Source organism: Streptomyces ziwulingensis (assembly GCF_039542605.1).
Lineage (GTDB): Bacteria > Actinomycetota > Actinomycetes > Streptomycetales > Streptomycetaceae > Streptomyces > Streptomyces ziwulingensis.
In genome coordinates, this window is the sequence record NZ_BAABIG010000019.1 from 67,676 (window position 1) to 83,985 (window position 16,310).

Annotated in this window: 13 protein-coding genes and 1 pseudogene; 1 reads left to right on the plus strand and 13 read right to left on the minus strand. The window is 74.0% G+C overall.

The window, feature by feature from the left end; all coding sequences use genetic code 11:
* Positions 1 to 6: 6 nt before the first annotated feature.
* The 10 genes and pseudogenes from ABEB00_RS09385 to fmt all read right to left on the minus strand — a co-directional run bounded on the left by ABEB00_RS09385 (position 7) and on the right by fmt (position 10,228).
* On the minus strand, positions 7 to 1,719 hold the full coding sequence (locus ABEB00_RS09385) for a flavin monoamine oxidase family protein (protein WP_345618711.1): 1,713 nt from the start codon (positions 1,717 to 1,719) through the stop codon (positions 7 to 9).
* A 43-nt stretch (positions 1,720 to 1,762) separates the two neighbouring features.
* The gene (locus tag ABEB00_RS09390; protein ID WP_345618713.1) at positions 1,763 to 2,551 is read right to left on the minus strand and encodes a carbon-nitrogen hydrolase family protein; all 789 of its coding nucleotides are present in this window, start codon (positions 2,549 to 2,551) and stop codon (positions 1,763 to 1,765) included.
* Positions 2,552 to 2,752: 201 nt separating this feature from the next.
* Positions 2,753 to 3,205 carry an Lrp/AsnC family transcriptional regulator gene (locus ABEB00_RS09395; protein WP_345618715.1) on the minus strand — a complete coding sequence of 151 codons (453 nt, stop codon included), beginning with the start codon at positions 3,203 to 3,205 and terminating at the stop codon, positions 2,753 to 2,755.
* Positions 3,206 to 3,229: 24 nt separating this feature from the next.
* A pseudogene (locus ABEB00_RS09400) lies at positions 3,230 to 3,478 on the minus strand (amino acid permease); the annotation flags it as partial.
* Positions 3,479 to 3,604: 126 nt separating this feature from the next.
* Positions 3,605 to 5,047: a GuaB1 family IMP dehydrogenase-related protein gene (locus tag ABEB00_RS09405; protein WP_345618716.1), complete on the minus strand. Its 1,443-nt coding sequence runs from the start codon at positions 5,045 to 5,047 to the stop codon at positions 3,605 to 3,607.
* A 108-nt stretch (positions 5,048 to 5,155) separates the two neighbouring features.
* Positions 5,156 to 5,527 carry a barstar family protein gene (locus ABEB00_RS09410; protein WP_345618717.1) on the minus strand — a complete coding sequence of 124 codons (372 nt, stop codon included), beginning with the start codon at positions 5,525 to 5,527 and terminating at the stop codon, positions 5,156 to 5,158.
* Between the two features lie 137 nt (positions 5,528 to 5,664).
* A complete protein-coding gene (locus ABEB00_RS09415; protein WP_345618719.1) occupies positions 5,665 to 6,708 on the minus strand; it encodes a sugar-binding transcriptional regulator in 1,044 nt (347 codons plus the stop codon).
* A 78-nt stretch (positions 6,709 to 6,786) separates the two neighbouring features.
* The gene (gene rpe, locus ABEB00_RS09420; RefSeq protein WP_345618720.1) at positions 6,787 to 7,473 is read right to left on the minus strand and encodes a ribulose-phosphate 3-epimerase; all 687 of its coding nucleotides are present in this window, start codon (positions 7,471 to 7,473) and stop codon (positions 6,787 to 6,789) included.
* A 265-nt stretch (positions 7,474 to 7,738) separates the two neighbouring features.
* Positions 7,739 to 9,220: an RsmB/NOP family class I SAM-dependent RNA methyltransferase gene (locus tag ABEB00_RS09425; RefSeq protein ID WP_345618721.1), complete on the minus strand. Its 1,482-nt coding sequence runs from the start codon at positions 9,218 to 9,220 to the stop codon at positions 7,739 to 7,741.
* A gap of 75 nt (positions 9,221 to 9,295) precedes the next feature.
* Complete coding sequence (gene fmt, locus ABEB00_RS09430; RefSeq protein WP_345618722.1) at positions 9,296 to 10,228, minus strand: methionyl-tRNA formyltransferase; 933 nt, start codon at positions 10,226 to 10,228, stop codon at positions 9,296 to 9,298.
* A 220-nt stretch (positions 10,229 to 10,448) separates the two neighbouring features.
* On the opposite strand from fmt, the gene ABEB00_RS09435 reads away from it, so the two are divergent.
* Positions 10,449 to 10,997 carry a hypothetical protein gene (locus ABEB00_RS09435; protein ID WP_345618723.1) on the plus strand — a complete coding sequence of 183 codons (549 nt, stop codon included), beginning with the start codon at positions 10,449 to 10,451 and terminating at the stop codon, positions 10,995 to 10,997.
* Positions 10,998 to 11,251: 254 nt separating this feature from the next.
* Here ABEB00_RS09435 and ABEB00_RS09440 read toward each other — a convergent pair whose 3' ends face one another.
* From ABEB00_RS09440 to coaBC, 3 genes are all read right to left on the minus strand, one after another.
* The gene (locus ABEB00_RS09440) at positions 11,252 to 13,402 is read right to left on the minus strand and encodes a primosomal protein N' (RefSeq protein ID WP_345618724.1); all 2,151 of its coding nucleotides are present in this window, start codon (positions 13,400 to 13,402) and stop codon (positions 11,252 to 11,254) included.
* Between the two features lie 134 nt (positions 13,403 to 13,536).
* Complete coding sequence (gene metK / locus ABEB00_RS09445) at positions 13,537 to 14,760, minus strand: methionine adenosyltransferase (RefSeq protein ID WP_345618725.1); 1,224 nt, start codon at positions 14,758 to 14,760, stop codon at positions 13,537 to 13,539.
* Positions 14,761 to 15,009: 249 nt separating this feature from the next.
* Positions 15,010 to 16,269, minus strand: a complete 1,260-nt coding sequence (gene coaBC / locus ABEB00_RS09450) for a bifunctional phosphopantothenoylcysteine decarboxylase/phosphopantothenate--cysteine ligase CoaBC (RefSeq protein ID WP_345618726.1) — start codon at positions 16,267 to 16,269, stop codon at positions 15,010 to 15,012.
* Positions 16,270 to 16,310 lie beyond the last annotated feature (41 nt).

Consider the following 16,310-nt stretch of genomic DNA (forward strand, 5'->3'; position numbering starts at 1 on the left):
GGGGGTTCAGTCCTCGGGCAGTTCCACGGGCGCGATCTCGTCGTACAGGTCGCCCGGTCCGGGGTTGGCCGCGTCGGTCGCTCCGCCGAAGTGGTGCATCACGCCCCAGACCGCGTTCAGCGCGGTCTGGACGGCGCCCTCGGCCCAGCCGGCCGTCCAGGAGATGTCGTCGCCGGCCAGGAAGACGCCCCGCTTGTCCTCGGGCAGGTCCGCCTGCATGAAGTGGGTGAACAGGCGCCGCTGGTAGCGGTAGTGGCCGGGCAGGTTGGCCTTGAACGCGCCCATGAAGTAGGGCTCGTTCTCCCAGGAGACGGTCACCGGGTTGCCGATGACGTGCTTCCTGATGTCCACCTTCGGATAGATCTCGCCGAGCGACTTCAGCATGACCTCCATCCGCTCGTGCGCGGAGAGCGGCAGCCACTTCAGGCTGTCGTCGCACCAGGTGTAGGAGAGGCAGATGACGGCGGGCCGGTCCGGGCCGTCGTCGAGGAGGTAGGTGCCGCGCGTCATCCGGTCGGTGAGCGTCATCGACATGACGTCCCGGCCGGTGGGATTCCCCTTGTCGTCGACGGCCCTGTCCAGCCAGAACGGCCGGTCGACCGGCACGAACAGCTTGCTGGACTCCATGTAGTGGGTGCGCTCGATGGCGGTCCAGTGGTCGATCGGGAAGAGCGAGTCATCGCAGTCGATCTTGGCGAGCAGCATCCAGGACTGGGCGGTGAAGACCGCCGCCCGGTAGGTGCGGATGTCCCCGTCGGCGTCCGTCACGGTGATCCGGTTCCCGGCGGTGCGGTGCAGCCGGGTCACGGCCGGGCGGGGCTCGCCGGCCTCGTGCAGCGTCGCGAGCGAGGTGCCGTAGGGCCAGTGCGTGAGCTTCCGCGGCGCGCGCTCCCACAGCCGCAGCGGCAACTGCTGCGAGCCGCCGACGATGCCGCGGTGGTGGTCGTCGGCCTCGGTGTAGACGACGCGGAGGATCTCCAGGATGGAGTTGGGGAAGTCGGTGTCCCAGCCGCCCGTGCCGAATCCGACCTGGCCGAAGATCTCCCGGTGCCGGAAGGACCGGAACGCCTCGGAGTCGCAGAGGAAGCCGTAGAAGGTCTGGTTGTCGAGCTTCTCGACCAGCTTGGCCCAGATCTCGCGGATGCGGGGTACGTCCCGCGTCCGCAGGGCGCGGTTCATGCCGGAGAAGTCGGCGCCCTCCTCCAGGCACCGGCCCCAGGCGTCGGCGACGTCCCGGTAGACCTGCGGCAGGTCGGCGAGGGTCTCGGCGTAGTGCGACTCGCCCTTGAGGTCGACGACGGTCGACGGGGTGGTCTCGGCGAGCGGGTTGGGAAAGGGACGGGTCTTGAGGCCGACCAGGTCGATGTAGTGCTGGAGGGCGGTGGAGGAGGGCGGGAAGCGCATCGCGCCCAGCTCGGCGGTCAGCGACGGGTCGCAGCCCTCGAAGCCCACCGTCCGCAGCCGGCCGCCGATCCGGTCGGCCTCGTACACGACCGGCCGCAGGCCCATCTTCATCAGTTCGTAGGCGGCGACGATGCCGGAGAGGCCGCCGCCGATGACCGCGACCTCGGCGCCGTGCTCGGTCGCGGGTACCTGGCCGAGCCCCGCCGGGTGGGCGAGGAAGTCGTCGTAGGCGTAGGGGAAGTCCGGGCCGAACATGGTGATCGGCGGCTGCTGCCCGTCGGTGTGCTCGACGGCGTTGGGCACCGTGGACGTCATGGGGTGCGGACTCCTTGCGCTGCGCGAAAAGTGCTGGGGGGGTTCAGGCGAGGGAGCCGTAGAGGTCCGGGCGGCGGTCCCCCAGGTACGGGTTGGCCTCGCGGGAGGCGGCGAGGAAGGCCGGGTCCGCGTCGGCGAGGAGCAGTTCCTCGGCGCGCCCGGCGCGGGCGCGGGCCACGCCGTCCGGTCCGGCGAGCGTGGAGAGCCCGACGAACTCGAACTCGCCCTCGCGGCCGGTCCGGTTGACGTACGCCACGTACATCTGGTTCTCGAAGGCGCGCACCGGGACGACGGACTCGGCGACGAACTGGAACGGGTGCATCTGCGCGGTCGGCACCAGGAGCAGGTCGGTGCCGGCCAGGGCGTGGGCGCGGACGTTCTCCGGGAACTCGACGTCGTAGCAGATCATCAGGCCGATGGTGAGGCCGCCCAGCTCGGCCTGGACGACCGGTTGTGCGCCGGGGGTGAAGCTGTCCCGTTCGAAGCCGCCGAAGAGGTGGGTCTTGCGGTAGTTGGCGAGCCGGGTGCCGTCCGCGGAGACGAGCTGGGCGGAGTTGAAGACGGCCGCGCCGGCCCGCTCGGGGTAGCCGTAGGCGACGGCGAGGCCGTGCCGCGTGGCGGTCTCGGCGACGGCGTCGGCCGCGTCCCCGTCGGCGGGCTCGGCGAGGCGGGCGACGCCGTCGCCGATCGCGTACCCGGTGAGGAACATCTCCGGCGCCACCAGCAGCCCGGCGCCCGCGGCGGCGGCCCGGCCCGCGGCCTCGTCGAGGACCTTGAGGTTCTCGGCGGGGCGACCGGGCCGGCCGGAGCTCTGGAGCAGGGCGGTGCGCATGCGGGATCCTCACCGGTCGGCAGGGGGATGCGGGGGTGTTCAGGGGGGTCAGATAGACCGTACGGTCGGCCCCTACGGCCGACAAGGAGCAGCCGTTGCGCACCGGCACCCGGTTCGTTGCGCGCTCCCGCCGCCCGGCGGCGATTCGTTGCGCGGCCGGCCACCCATCAGCCGTGTAAACAACGCTGCGGGTCAATACACCTAGGCCGGTGAGCCCGACGAGAAGCGGCGCAGGAGCGGTGAGAGGACCAGCACGGACTTGGTGCGCTCCACGAAGGGTTCCCCGGCGATCCGCTCCAGGACCCGCTCGAAGTGGCGCATGTCGGAGGCGAGGACCTGGGCGATGGCGTCGGCGTCCCCGGTGACGGTGGAGGCGGCCACGACCTCCTGGTAACGCTCCAGGCCCCGCTGGATGGTCTCCGGGGAGGTGTTGCGGCGGCAGTGGATCTCGACGAAGCCCTCGGTCTCCCAGCCGAGGGCGGCGGGGTCGACCCGGACGGTGAACCCGGTGATGGCGCCGGTGGCGCGGAGCCGGTCCACGCGTCGTTTCACGGCGGGCGCGGAGAGGCCGATCAGGTGCCCGATGTCCGCGTAGGAGCGGCGGGCGTCCTCGGCGAGGGCGTGCACGATGCGTTCGTCGAGATCGTTCAGCACTGCGGGTGGTTCACTTCACTTCCGGCGCGGCGAGTCGGCAGCGGCGTTGGCCGTACCCGAAGTAGAACACGAGCCCAAGCCGATGTACGAGAAGAAGAGCGTCGCCCCGGCCGCGCCGGCTCCCGCCGTGCCGAGCGGCATGAAGTCCGCGTGACTGCCGGCCCGCAAGCCCTGGACGCCGACGGCGCAGAACAGCACCAGGGCGGCGATCCGCATCAGGACCATGACGGTGTGGGCGCGGGCGGACCCGCGGGCGCCGCCGGGCAGGAAGGCCGCGCGGACGGGAGTCCGCCGAGCGGAGTTCCCGCCGCGCCACGTACCGAGCGGCACTCCACGAGCGGCGCGCCGCCGTCGCACCGGACCGGCCCCGCGCGTCCGGGGACGATCCGGTGGGAGGGGTCAGCTCCAACTGGCGTGCAGCGCCTTGCCCTCGGCGTAGCCGGCCGCGCTCTGGATGCCGACGATCGCCTTGTCGGCGAACTCCTCCAGGGAGGCGGCACCCGCGTAGGTGCAGGAGGAGCGGACCCCCGCGATGATCGAGTCGACCAGGTCCTCGACGCCGGGCCGGGCCGGGTCGAGGAACATCCGCGAGGTGGAGATGCCCTCCTCGAACAGCGCCTTGCGGGCCCGGTCGTACGCCGACTCCTCCGAGGTGCGGTTGCGCACCGCGCGGGCGGAGGCCATGCCGAAGGACTCCTTGTAGGCGCGGCCGTTCGCGTCGTGCTGGAGGTCGCCCGGGGACTCGTACGTCCCCGCGAACCAGGAGCCGACCATCACGTTGGAGGCACCGGCCGCGAGGGCCATCGCCACGTCGCGCGGGTGGCGGATGCCGCCGTCGGCCCACACGTGCTTGCCGTACTTCTTCGCCTCGGCCGCGCACTCCAGGACGGCGGAGAACTGCGGCCGGCCGACGCCGGTCATCATGCGGGTGGTGCACATCGCGCCGGGGCCGACGCCGACCTTGACGATGTCCGCGCCCGCCTCGATCAGGTCGCGTACGCCCTCGGCGGAGACGATGTTGCCCGCGACGACCGGGACCCGCGGGTCGAGGTCGCGCACCAGCTTGACGGCGCCGATCATCGACTCCTGGTGGCCGTGCGCGGTGTCGATGACGAGGGTGTCGACGCCCGCGGCGAGAAGCTGCTCGGCCTTGCCCGCGACATCGCCGTTGATACCGACGGCGGCGGCGATCCGCAGCCTGCCGTCGGCGTCGAGGGCGGGGGTGTAGAGGGTGGCGCGCAGGGCGCCCTTGCGGGTGAGGATGCCGGCCAGGCGGCCGTCCTTGTCGACGGCCGGGGCGTAGCGCCGGTTGGCGGCGTCGAGGGTGTTGAACGCCTCGCGCGGGTCCATGTCGGCGTCGATGAGGAGCAGGTCCTTGGACATGACCTCTTCGAGCTGGGTGAAGCGGTCCACGCCGGTCAGGTCGGTGTCGGTGACCACACCGACCGGCCTGGTCTCCTCGTCCACGACGACACCGGCGTTGTGCGCCCGCTTGGGCAGCAGCGCGAGGGCGTCGGCGACCGTCTGGTGCGGGGAGAGCACTATCGGGGTGTCCAGGACGTGGTGCCGGCTCTTCACCCAGGAGACGACCTCGGTGACGACCTCGATCGGGATGTCCTGCGGGATGACGACGAGGCCGCCGCGCCGGGCCATGGTCTCCGCCATGCGGCGGCCCGCGATGGCGGTCATGTTGGCGACGACCAGCGGGATGGTGGTGCCCGTGCCGTCCGGGGAACTGAGGTCCACGCCCTGCCGGGAGCCGACGGCGGACCGGCTCGGCACCATGAACACGTCGTCGTACGTCAGGTCGTACGAGGGCTTGAGGTCATTGAGGAAACGCACGTGCTGCACATCCCAGTCGTTCAGAGGTGGCCCCCGGACAGGTCAGCCCGGGGGAAAGAGCACGTACCTCATTGTCCCACGACAGGGGTCCGATACGCCCCGGGCGGATCATCCAGCCCGGCCGGCGGGGGCCTCGGAGGAACCTCCAGGGCCCAGGGTGACGAAGAGGCCGGGGCCGCGGTCCGTCGCCTCGGCGAACACCTCCTCGGCGACCTGCCACTCCGCGGGCCGCGCCTCGGCGTACCCCCGCCAGCCGCGTACGACGAGAAGCAGCCCCCGCTCCTCCGACCCCTCCGGCCACCCGGAGGGGTCGGAGAGGGAGTCGGCGAGGGCGTCCCAGTTGCGGCCGAACCAGTCGGGCAGCTCCAGCTCACCGGCGCAGCGGTCCATCAGGCCCGCCTTGTCGGTGACCCCGTCCAGGTCCAGGGTGACCACGACGCGCCCCGCCGGGTCCTGTGTCGTGTCGACCTCTCCGCGCACGGCTCTCCGCCCACTTTCCCTTGATCTTTCCGACCCGCCCGACCCGCCCGACCCTGCCGGTGTCCCGTCAGATACCCCTTGGATCTCGTCAGATCCCGTCAGATCCCGTCGGGTCCGTCGGGTCCCGTCGGATTCCCTCAGATCCCGTCGGGGTCGGAGCGGTTGAGTGTCGACTTGGGCGCGGAACCCGCCGCCATCAGGTAGTCCGCGGCGGAGGTGTCCGTCACCAGGCTGGTGACCAGCCCGGAGCGGAGTACCGCGTCGATGGCGGCCGCCTTGCGCTGCCCGCCCGCGATCGCCACCACCTCGGGGATGCGGCGGAGCTGGTCGGCCTTGACCGTGATGCACCGCTCCCCCAGGTCCCGGCCGACCCGGCGCCCCTCGGCGTCGAAGAGGTGCGCGGACATCTCGGCGGCGACGCCGAGCGAGGCGTAGTGCGCGCGCTCCTCGTCGCTGAGCATGTCGTGCACCGTGGAGATACCCGGTTCCCAGGAGCCGATGGAGACGCAGGCGACCGTGACCTTGTCGAAGTACTCGAAGGCCCGCGCGATGCCGGTCTGGTGGCGCAGCGCCTCGGCGGTGGCCGCGTCGGGCAGCAGCATCGGCGCGTAGATGGGGTGGGCGTCGCCGCCCGACACCTGGGCGGCACGGCGCACCGCCTCCACCGAGCCGCGCTCCGCGGTCCCGGCGTCGTACACGCCGGTGAGCTGCACCACCGTGCAGGGCGGCAGCCGGTCCAGCGCCGCCGCCATGTGGATGGTGGACCGGCCCCAGGCCAGGCCGAGCACGGCCCCTTCGTCGACCAGCTCGCCGAGCAGGTCGGCGGCCACCTCACCCAGGTTCTCCGGGTCGGGCGTCTCCTCCGCGTCCGCCGGGGACTCCACGACGACGGCATGCCGCAGGCCGTAGCGGGCGCGCAGCGCGTCCGAACGGTCGGCGTCCAGCTCGGCCGGGACCCGGATCTCGATCCGTACGAGGTCCCGTTCGAGGGCGGTCTCCAAGACCCGGGCCACCTTGAAGCGGCTGACGCCGAACTCCTCCGCGATCTGGATCTTGGACTTGCCCTCAAGGTAGAAGCGGCGGGCCATGGCCGCCGCCTGGACCAGCTCAGCGGGTCCCATCCGCATGGCTGCGCGGCCCGCCGACATACCCGACACGGCGTTCTCCTCACTGCTGTTCACGTACTGGATTCGCCGTTCATCCTCGCAGATGCGGCGGACTTGATCAGCCCTGACGGGAGCCGTTCACGTTCTCGTTCTTCAGTGGTCGCACGCCCAGGACGCCTTGGCCGTCACCGTCTCCGCCCGGGTGCGCAGTGCACGTACCGCCTCGGCCGGGTCGTCGGCCCCGTACACGGCCGAACCCGCGACGAAGACATCGGCGCCGGCCTCGGCGCACCGCTCGATCGTCGAGGCCGAGACCCCGCCGTCGACCTGCAGCCACAGCTCCAGGCCGTGCTTGCTGATCAGCTCGCGGGTCCGCCGGATCTTCGGCAGCATGATGTCCAGGAACGACTGCCCCCCGAACCCCGGTTCGACCGTCATGATCAGCAGCATGTCCAGCTCGGGCAGCAGGTCCTCGTACGGCTCGACCGGGGTCGCGGGCTTGAGCGCCATGGAGGCGCGGGCGCCCTTGGCCCGGATCTCGCGGGCGAGCCGCACCGGAGCGGCGGCGGCCTCGGCGTGGAAGGTGACGGAACCGGCCCCCGCCTCGACGTACCGCGGTGCCCACCGGTCGGGGGCCTCGATCATCAGATGGCAGTCCAGCGGGGTGTCCGTCGCCCGGGCCAGGGACTCTACGACCGGCACGCCGAGTGTGAGGTTCGGGACGAAATGGTTGTCCATGACGTCGACGTGGAGCCAGTCGGCTCCCTGGACCGCCTTCGCCTCGTCCGCGAGGCGGGCGAAGTCGGCGGACAGGATGCTGGGGTTGATCTGCGCGGCCATGCACCAAGCCTGCCATGCCCACGCCTGCCCGGTCTCTCCGGTACGGACCTTACTTCCGCCGCGGGGTGTCCGGGCGGCCGTCACCGGGGATCCGGACTCCTGTCGCCGGTTGTCCGGGCGGCCGTCACCGGGGGTCCGGACTCCTGTCGCCGGTTGTCCGGGCGGCCGTCGGCGTGCCGTGCCGGGCCACGCCGACGGCGCCGCCGGGAGGGCGTTCCCCCCGGCCGGCCCGGTGCCGGCCGCCCGTCGAGGGCCGGGGGCGTGGTCAGCCGGTCCGGCGGATGAGCGCCAGGTACATCGCGTCGGTGCCGTGCAGATGCGGCCAGAGCTGGATGTCCGGGCCCTCGCCCAGCTCGGGGACGCCGGGCAGCAGCGGCCGGGCGTCGATCAGCTCGGTCTGCGGGAACTGCTTGAGCACGTCGGTGACGACGGCCCGGGTCTCGGCCAGATGCGGCGAGCAGGTCGCGTAGCCGACCACCCCGCCGACCCGTACCGCCTCCAGGGCGCCGCGCAGCAGTCCGCGCTGGAGCGGGGCGAAGCTGTCGAGGTCCGCGGGGCGGCGCCGCCAGCGTGCCTCGGGGCGGCGGCGCAGCGCGCCGAGCCCGGTGCAGGGCACGTCCACCAGTACCCGGTCGAAGCTGCCGGGCCGCCACGCGGGCCGCGTCCCGTCGGCGGTGATCACCTGGTACGGCCCCGGATTCCCGGCCAGCGCCTTCGCCACCAGCCCGGCGCGGTGCGGCTGCTTCTCGGAGGCGACCAGGAACGCGCCGCGCCCGGCGGCCAGCGCGCCGAGCAGCGCCGCCTTGCCGCCGGGACCGGCACACCCGTCCAGCCAGCGCCGGTCGGCTCCCTCCAGGGGCGCGGCGGCCAGGGCGAGCGCGACGAGCTGACTGCCCTCGTCCTGCACCCCGGCCCGGCCCTCCCGTACGGCCTCGACGGCCCCCGGCTCGCCGCCCTCGGTCAGCCGCACGGCGTACGGCGACCAGCGCCCCGGTTCGGCGGCGTCCTCGGTGAGCAGTTCCCCGGGCGCGGCCCGGCCGGGCCGGGCGACCAGGGTGACCTCGGGGCGCTCGTTGTCGGCGGCCAGCAGTTCCTCGATGCCGGTCCGGCCGCCGCCGAGGGAGTCCCAGAGCGCGGACACGACCCAGCGGGGGTGCGAGTGCACGAGGGCGAGGTGGCCCTCGGGGTCCTCGTCGTAGGGCGGCGCGACCTTCGCCAGCCAGCCGTCGAGGTCCTCGCGGGCGACCTTGCGCAGCACGGCGTTGACGAACTTGGCCCGCCCGTCGCCGAGCACCACCCGCGCCAGCTCCACGGAGGCGGAGACGGCGGCGTGGCTCGGGATCCGCGTGCCGAGCAACTGGTGCGCGCCCAGGCTCAGCACGTCCAGGACGGGCGGGTCGACCTCCTTGAGCGGCCGGTCGACACAGGCGGCGATCACCGCGTCGTACGTCCCCTGCCGGCGCAGCGTGCCGTACACCAGCTCGGTGGCGAGCGCCGCGTCCCGGAGGTCGAAGTCGCTCTTCTCCCGGGCCTTGCGCAGCAGCGGCGGCAGGACGAGGTTGGCGTACGCGTCCCGCTCGTCCACGGCTCGCAGCGCCTCGAAGGCGAGGAGCCGGACGGGGTCCTTCTGGGGCCGCCGGTAGGGCTTGCCGGGCTGGCCGGGCTTGCCGGAGGTGCCGGACCTCCCGGACCTGCCGGGCGTGCCGGGGCTGCCGGGCTTGCTGGGACGACGAGGCTGATCGCTCACGAAAAAGGTGCTCCGGGTCTGAGAAGAGGTGCACCCACCAGCGTACGTCGGTACGGGCCCCGGCCGGCCGGCAGGTCAGCCGCCCAGCAGCTCCCCGTCGGCGATCCGCACCCCGCGCGCCCAGTCCGCCGCCCGCATCGGCTTCTTGCCCTGCGGCTGCACCCACAGCAGCTCGACGGCGTACGAGCCGGTGCCGGCGTACACGTTGTTCTTCGCGGCGGCGAGCCGCCCGGGGGCGAGATCCGTCCGGCCGGGCACCGGCACGGCCTGCACGAGCTTGAGGCGCTCGCCCCGGAAGGTGGTCCAGGCGCCGGGCGCCGGGGTGCAGCCGCGCACCACCCGGTCGACGCGCAGCGCGGGCGCGGCCCAGTCGACGCGGGCGTCCGCCACGGTGATCTTGGGGGCGAGGGTGACCCCGTCGGCGGGCTGCGGCACGGCCTTCAGGGTGCCGTCCTCGATGCCGTCCATGGTCGCGGCGAGCAGCCCGGACCCGGCGAGGGCGAGCCGGGTCAGCAGGTCGCCGCTGGTGTCGGTGGGCCGGACGGTCTCGGTGAGCGTGCCGTAGACCGGCCCCGAGTCGAGCCCCTCCTCGATGAGGAAGGTGGACGCGCCGGTGATCTCGTCGCCCGCCATCACGGCGTGCTGCACGGGGGCGGCCCCGCGCCAGGCGGGCAGCAGCGAGAAGTGCAGGTTGACCCAACCGTGCGCGGGGACGTCGAGGGCGACGCGGGGCAGCAGGGCGCCGTAGGCGACGACGGGGCAGCAGTCCGGCCCGATCTCGCGCAGCCGCTCCAGGAACTCGGGGTCGCGCGGCCTGGCGGGCTTGAGCACCTCGATGCCGGCCTCCGCGGCCCGCTCGGCCACGGGAGAGGCGACCAGCCGGCGCCCCCGCCCGGCCGGCGCGTCCGGCCGGGTGACGACGGCGGCCACCTCGTGCCGTTCGGAGGCGATCAGGGCGTCCAGGGCGGGCACGGCGACCTCGGGGGTACCGGCGAAGACGAGCTTCATGGGTGGGACGGGCCTCTCGGGCGGGGGCGGTCGGCAGCGGCCCACCAGTCTACGAGGCGGTCCGGGAGCGGCCGCCGAGGGCCGAAGGGGGCGCACGGAACATGCCGCCACGCCCCACCCCGTGACCAGCGGAGCGCTGCCGCGTTGTCAAGAGAGAGTTGACCACCCGGGCCGCATGTGCGGCCCGGTTCCTTTCAACGCCGGTTCGAGAGGCTTGTTCATGGCCGACCACGCAACCCACGACGCCCAGGCTCGGGCCAGCCTGCACTTGCTGGTGCGGGACATCGAGCGGGTCCGTCGGCAGGTGGACGCACTGCGTACGCTCACCGCTCAGCTTGGCAACGTCTACCGCCCGCGCCGCTCCGGCCCCTCCAGCGGCTTCGTCGTCTACGGCCGCGCGCCCGCCCCGACGGTCCGTCTCGCCCAGGAGCTGCGGGACAGCGTCGAGACCCTGGTCACGGCCGCCGTCGACTTCGACCGCTCGCTCGGCTTCTCGTGGGACGCGGTCGGCTCCGCCCTCGGCGTCACCAAGCAGGCCGTGCACCGCCGTTACGGCGCCCGCCGCCCCGTCGCCCAGCCCGTCGTCCCGGAGTCCGAGCTGACGCCGGAGCCGGCGGTTCCCCGCACGGTCAACGTCGGCGCCGGAATCTCCCCGGTGCCGACGGTCCCCGCCGCCCGCTCCATGCCGACCCAGCCCACCGCGAGCAGCCCGGCGGCCCTGCGCGAAGAGGTGAGGCCGACGGTCTTCCCGGGCCCGCGCAACGGCTGACATCCCGCGCTCCACCGCACCACCCGCCCCAGCCCTCCCGCCCTCCTGGGAGGGCTTCGGCATGTCCGCCCGGCCGGCGGACGGTTCCGCCGACACCGCTGGGCGCCCGACGGGCCTCCTCGCCCCGGCCGACCCAGGACGGCCGGCCTCCGCGACGCCGGTCGACGCCCGCCGGGCCTCCCCCACACCCGGCCGCTCTCCTGGGCCCCGGCGAGCGGGCGAGACGGCCTTCCCCGACACCACCGAGCGCCCCGTCAGCCGATGTCCGGCGGATCCATCCGCACCCGCACCGGCGTGCCGCCCCCGCGGGCCATCCGGGCGGCCTGCGCGGCCTTCAGCGACGTGGTCAGCGCGGCCCCGCTCCCCGGCGGCACCCGGACCAGGGCCCGTTCCCAGTGCTCGCCGGCCGGCGGCGCCCCCGGCCGCCGGGCCCGGCCCGCGGGCGTGCCCGGCATCGGCACCGGCCCCAGCACCTCGGCCTCGGGCGGCAGCTCGGCCGTCCGGAGGAACTCCGCCACCGCCTCGCCGGGACCGGCCACCGCGGCCATCCGCGACACCGGCGGGAAACCCAGTTCGGCCCGCTCGGCCAGCTCCCGCACCGCGTGGCCGACGGGGTCCCACCGCACCAGCGCCTGCACCGGTCGCAGGGTCGGCTCGGCGACCACGAGGACGGTGCCCCCGGCGCTCTGCGGACGCACCAGCGCCGCAGCCGCGATCCAGCGCCGCAGCGCGTCCTCCCCGGCCCGCAGGTCGGGCCGGCCGAGCATGGCCCAGCCGTCCAGCAGCAGCGCCGCCGCGTAACCGCCCTCGGCGACGGGCTCGGCCCCCGGCGTGCTGACCACGAGCGCGGGCGCCCCCGGCACCGTGTCCAGCACCTGCTCGCGCCCGGAGGTGCGCACCGGGACGGCGGGGAACGCCCGCCCCAGTTCCTCGGCGGTCCGCCGGGCCCCCACCACCTGCGCCCGCAGCCGGAACGACCCGCACTGCGCGCAGTGCCAGCCGCTCTCCTCGCGCCCGCACCATCCGCACCGCAGCGCGGCCCCGGACTCCTGCCCCTCCAGCGGTCCGGCACAGTGCCGGCAGCGGGCCGGCGCCCGGCACACGGCACAGGCCAGCCGCGGTACGTATCCCCGCCGGGGCACCTGCACCAGTACCGGCCCGTGCCGCAGCCCGTCCCGGACGGCCTGCCAGGCCAGGGACGGCAGCCGCGCGGCGCGGGCGGCCTCGTCCCGGGCCAGGTCCCCGTCGCCGACGGTCCGCACCAACGGGGCGGCGGCCCGCACCCGCTCCCGGGAGGCGACCAGCGGCCGGGCCCAGCCGCTCTCCACGAGCTGGGCGGCCTCCACGGTGCAGCTCCAGCCGCCCAGCAGGAAGGCGCACCCGTCCTGGGCGGCCCGCAGCAGCAGCACCTCACGCGCGTGGGGCTGCGGCGCGTGCTGCTCGCTGTGGCTGTCGTCGCCGTCGTCCCACAGGGCGACCAGCCCCAGCTCCCGGACCGGGGCGAACATCGCCGCCCGGGTCCCGATCACGGCCCGCACCGATCCCCGGCGCACGGCCAGCCACCGCGCGTACCGCTTCTCCGGTCCGGCGTCGGCGGTGAGCACCGCGTGCCGCCCCTCCCCCAGTACGCCGGTCAGCGCGGCGTCCAGCCGGGCGACGGCCCGCCCGTCCGGCAGGACGACGAGCGCGCCCCGGCCGGAGGCGAGCGCCGCCGCGACGGCCCGCGCCAGCTCCTCGGCCCACTCGGGGCCGGGCAGCGCGTTCCACACCGCGCGCGGCGCCCCGCCGGAGGCCAGCGACTCCAGATACGCGGGCCCGTGCGCGTAGCGCTCCCAGGTCCCGGGGCCGGGGGCCGCCGGCGGGGGCAGCGGGGCCGGTGCGGAGCGCCGCTCGGCCCGTGCGTTGCGCGGCGGCACGGCCAGTTGCAGGACGTCGGCGAGGCTGCCCGCGTACCGGTCGGCGACGGCCCGCGCCAGCCCGAGCAGTTCCTCCCCGAGCACCGGCTCGGGCGAGACGACCTGGGCCAGTGCGGCCAGCGGACCGGAGTAGTCGGAGTCTGCGCGCCGCTCCACGAGGAAGCCGTCGATGAGGCCGCCGCCCTCGCGCCGCCCGTCCCGGACCCGGCCCCGCCCGGCGCCGAACCGCACCCGCACCCGCACGCCCGGCTGCGCGTCGGCGTCCAGCTCCGCGGGCACGGCGTAGTCGAAGTAGCGGTCCAGGTGCAGCACACCCTTGTCCACCAGCACCCGCGCGACGGGCAGCTCCGCCGCGAGCGCGGCCCCCCGCCAGGTCCGCGGCTTGGCCCGGGGCGCGGCCGCCTTGCGCACACTCTCCCGAATGAGCGCGAGCTGCTCGGGCGGCGCCCCTTCGGCACCGCCCTCCGCCCGCTCGTTCTCGCTGCTCATCCTGCATTCTTACCAAAGCCCACCGACAGCCCGGCCCGCACGTCTTTCCTTCCCGGTGGGGGCGCCCCGGGACGCACCGGGGCCCGGCACCCCAGAAGGGGCCGCCGGGCCTCGGGACGTGGTGGTGGCGGGCCTTACAGCCCGGCCGCCTTGCGCAGCGCGTCCACCCGGTCCGTGCGCTCCCAGGTGAAGTCGGCCAGCTCACGGCCGAAGTGGCCGTACGCCGCGGTCTGGGCGTAGATCGGGCGGAGCAGGTCGAGGTCGCGGATGATCGCGGCCGGGCGGAGGTCGAAGACCTCGTCGATGGCCTGCTCGATCTTGTCCGTGTCGACCTTGGCGGTGCCGAAGGTCTCGACGAAGAGACCGACCGGCTCGGCCTTGCCGATGGCGTAGGCGACCTGGACCTCGCAGCGCGAGGCGAGGCCCGCGGCGACGACGTTCTTGGCGACCCAGCGCATCGCGTAGGCGGCGGAGCGGTCGACCTTGGACGGGTCCTTGCCGGAGAAGGCGCCGCCACCGTGCCGGGCCATGCCGCCGTAGGTGTCGATGATGATCTTGCGGCCGGTCAGGCCGGCGTCGCCCATCGGGCCGCCGATCTCGAAGCGGCCGGTGGGGTTGACCAGCAGGCGGTAGTTCTCGGTGTCGAGCTTGATGCCCTCGTCCAGGAGCGCCTTCAGCTCCGGCTCCACGACGAACTCGCGGATGTCGGGGGCGAGCAGCGAGTCCAGGTCGATGTCGGAGGCGTGCTGCGAGGAGACCACGACCGTGTCCAGGCGGACGGCCTTGTCGCCGTCGTACTCGATGGTGACCTGGGTCTTGCCGTCGGGGCGCAGGTAGGGGATCGTGCCGTTCTTGCGGACGTCCGAGAGGCGCTTGGACAGGCGGTGCGCCAGGAAGACGGGCAGCGGCATCAGCGTCGGCGTCTCGTCGGACGCGTAGCCGAACATCAGTCCCTGGTCGCCGGCGCCCTGCCGGTCCAGCTCGTCGGTGTCGTCGCCCGCGGCGGCCCCCCCGACGCGGCTCTCGTACGCGGTGTCGACGCCCTGCGCGATGTCGGGCGACTGGGCGCCGATCGACACCGAGACGCCGCAGGAGGCACCGTCGAAGCCCTTCTTGGAGGAGTCGTAGCCGATCTCCAGGATCTTGCCGCGCACCAGGTTCGGGATGTCGGCGTAAGCCTTGGTGGTGACCTCACCGGCCACGTGCACGAGACCCGTGGTGATCAGGGTTTCGACGGCGACCCGAGAGGTCGGGTCCGCACGCAGAAGCGCGTCGAGAATGGTGTCGCTGATCTGGTCAGCGATCTTGTCGGGGTGACCTTCGGTCACCGACTCCGAGGTGAACAGGCGACGGGACACAACGCTCCCTGAGGTTGCAGCGGCTGCTGGCTGATCATGGTTGGACGGCACGGGGAGCTGCACCCGGCGACGTCCGATAACAGCTTATCGGTCGGGGTCGGCCGCGGTCCCACCCGTCTCGACTGCCGGGAAGCCTGTGACCTGCGACACCCGCATTCTGCCCGGAGACGGCTGTCATTGGCCAGTGGCGCCACGGTCGAATGTAGGGGGTTCCCGGGGTGCGCGGGGGGCGTGGAGCGCGCGGGGCGGTCAGCCGAGCCGTTCGGCCACCAGGTCCCAGACCGTTTCGGCCAGGGCCTCCTTCGGCCCGTACGGGACGGGGGTCTCGCCGCCGTCGGCGGCGAGCACCACCGCCTCGTTCTGCTCGGAGCCGAACGTCTTGCGCTCGCCCACCTCGTTCACGACGAGCAGGTCGCAGCCCTTGCGGGCGAGCTTGGCACGGCCGTTGGCCAGCACGTCGTCGGTCTCGGCGGCGAAGCCGACGACGACCTGTCCGGGGCGGGCGCGGTGCGCGGCGAGTTCCGCGAGGATGTCCGGGTTGCGCACGAGGGCGAGGGGCGCGGGCTCCTCGCCGTCCTTCTTCTTGATCTTCCCGCCCGCGTAGACGGCCGGGCGGAAGTCGGCGACGGCGGCGGCCATGACGACCGCGTCCGCGTCGGCGGCAACCCGGCGCACGGCCTCCCGCAGTTCCACGGCGGTTCCGACGGCGATCACGTCCACGCCCGCCGGGTCCGGCAGCGCGGCGTTGGCCGAGACGAGGGTCACCCGGGCGCCGCGCGCCGCGGCCGTCCGGGCGAGGGCGTACCCCTGTTTGCCGGAGGAGCGGTTGCCGAGGAAGCGGACCGGGTCGAGGGGCTCCCGGGTGCCGCCGGCGCTGACCACCACGTGGCGGCCGGCCAGGTCCGGCTCGCTCACCCCGCGGGCCAGGACGCGTCGGCACACCTCGAAGATCTCGACCGGGTCGGGGAAGCGGCCCTTGCCGGTGTCGGCGCCGGTGAGGCGGCCCACGGCCGGTTCGATCACGACGGCGCCCCGGCGGCGCAGCGTCGCCACGTTCTCCTGGGTGGCCGGGTGCTCCCACATCTCGGTGTGCATCGCGGGGGCGAGGACGACCGGGCAGCGGGCGGTGAGCAGGGTGTTGGTGAGGAGGTCGTCGGCGAGGCCGTGGGCGGCCCTGGCGAGCAGGTCGGCGGTGGCCGGGGCGACCACGACCAGGTCGGCGTGCTGGCCGAGGCGGACGTGCGGGACCTCGTGCACGTCGTCCCAGACCTCCGTGGAGACCGGGTTGCCGGAGAGGGCGGACCAGGTCGCGGCGCCCACAAAGTGCAGCGCGGAGGCGGTGGGGACGACCCGGACGTCGTGTCCCGTCTCCGTGAACCTGCGCAGCAGTTCGGCCGCCTTGTAGGCGGCGATGCCGCCGCTGACCCCGAGTACGACCTTGGGCTTGTCCACCGTCTCCCTCTCGTCGATCCGTCGAGTCCCGCCGACCCGCGAGTCTCGTCGCTCCATGGAGTCGACACGTCGATCAGTCGACTCCATGACACCGCAGC

Excerpts from the sequence above, each read along its gene's own strand:
- ABEB00_RS09435 (WP_345618723.1), top strand. The coding sequence starts at position 10,449 with ATGGCCGACCACGCAACCCACGACGCCCAGGCTCGGGCCAGCCTGCAC.
- rpe (WP_345618720.1), bottom strand. The coding sequence starts at position 7,473 with ATGGCCGCGCAGATCAACCCCAGCATCCTGTCCGCCGACTTCGCCCGC.
- fmt (WP_345618722.1), bottom strand. The coding sequence starts at position 10,228 with ATGAAGCTCGTCTTCGCCGGTACCCCCGAGGTCGCCGTGCCCGCCCTG.
- ABEB00_RS09385 (WP_345618711.1), bottom strand. The coding sequence starts at position 1,719 with ATGACGTCCACGGTGCCCAACGCCGTCGAGCACACCGACGGGCAGCAG.
- ABEB00_RS09390 (WP_345618713.1), bottom strand. The coding sequence starts at position 2,551 with ATGCGCACCGCCCTGCTCCAGAGCTCCGGCCGGCCCGGTCGCCCCGCC.
- coaBC (WP_345618726.1), bottom strand. The coding sequence starts at position 16,269 with ATGGAGCGACGAGACTCGCGGGTCGGCGGGACTCGACGGATCGACGAG.
- ABEB00_RS09440 (WP_345618724.1), bottom strand. The coding sequence starts at position 13,402 with ATGAGCAGCGAGAACGAGCGGGCGGAGGGCGGTGCCGAAGGGGCGCCG.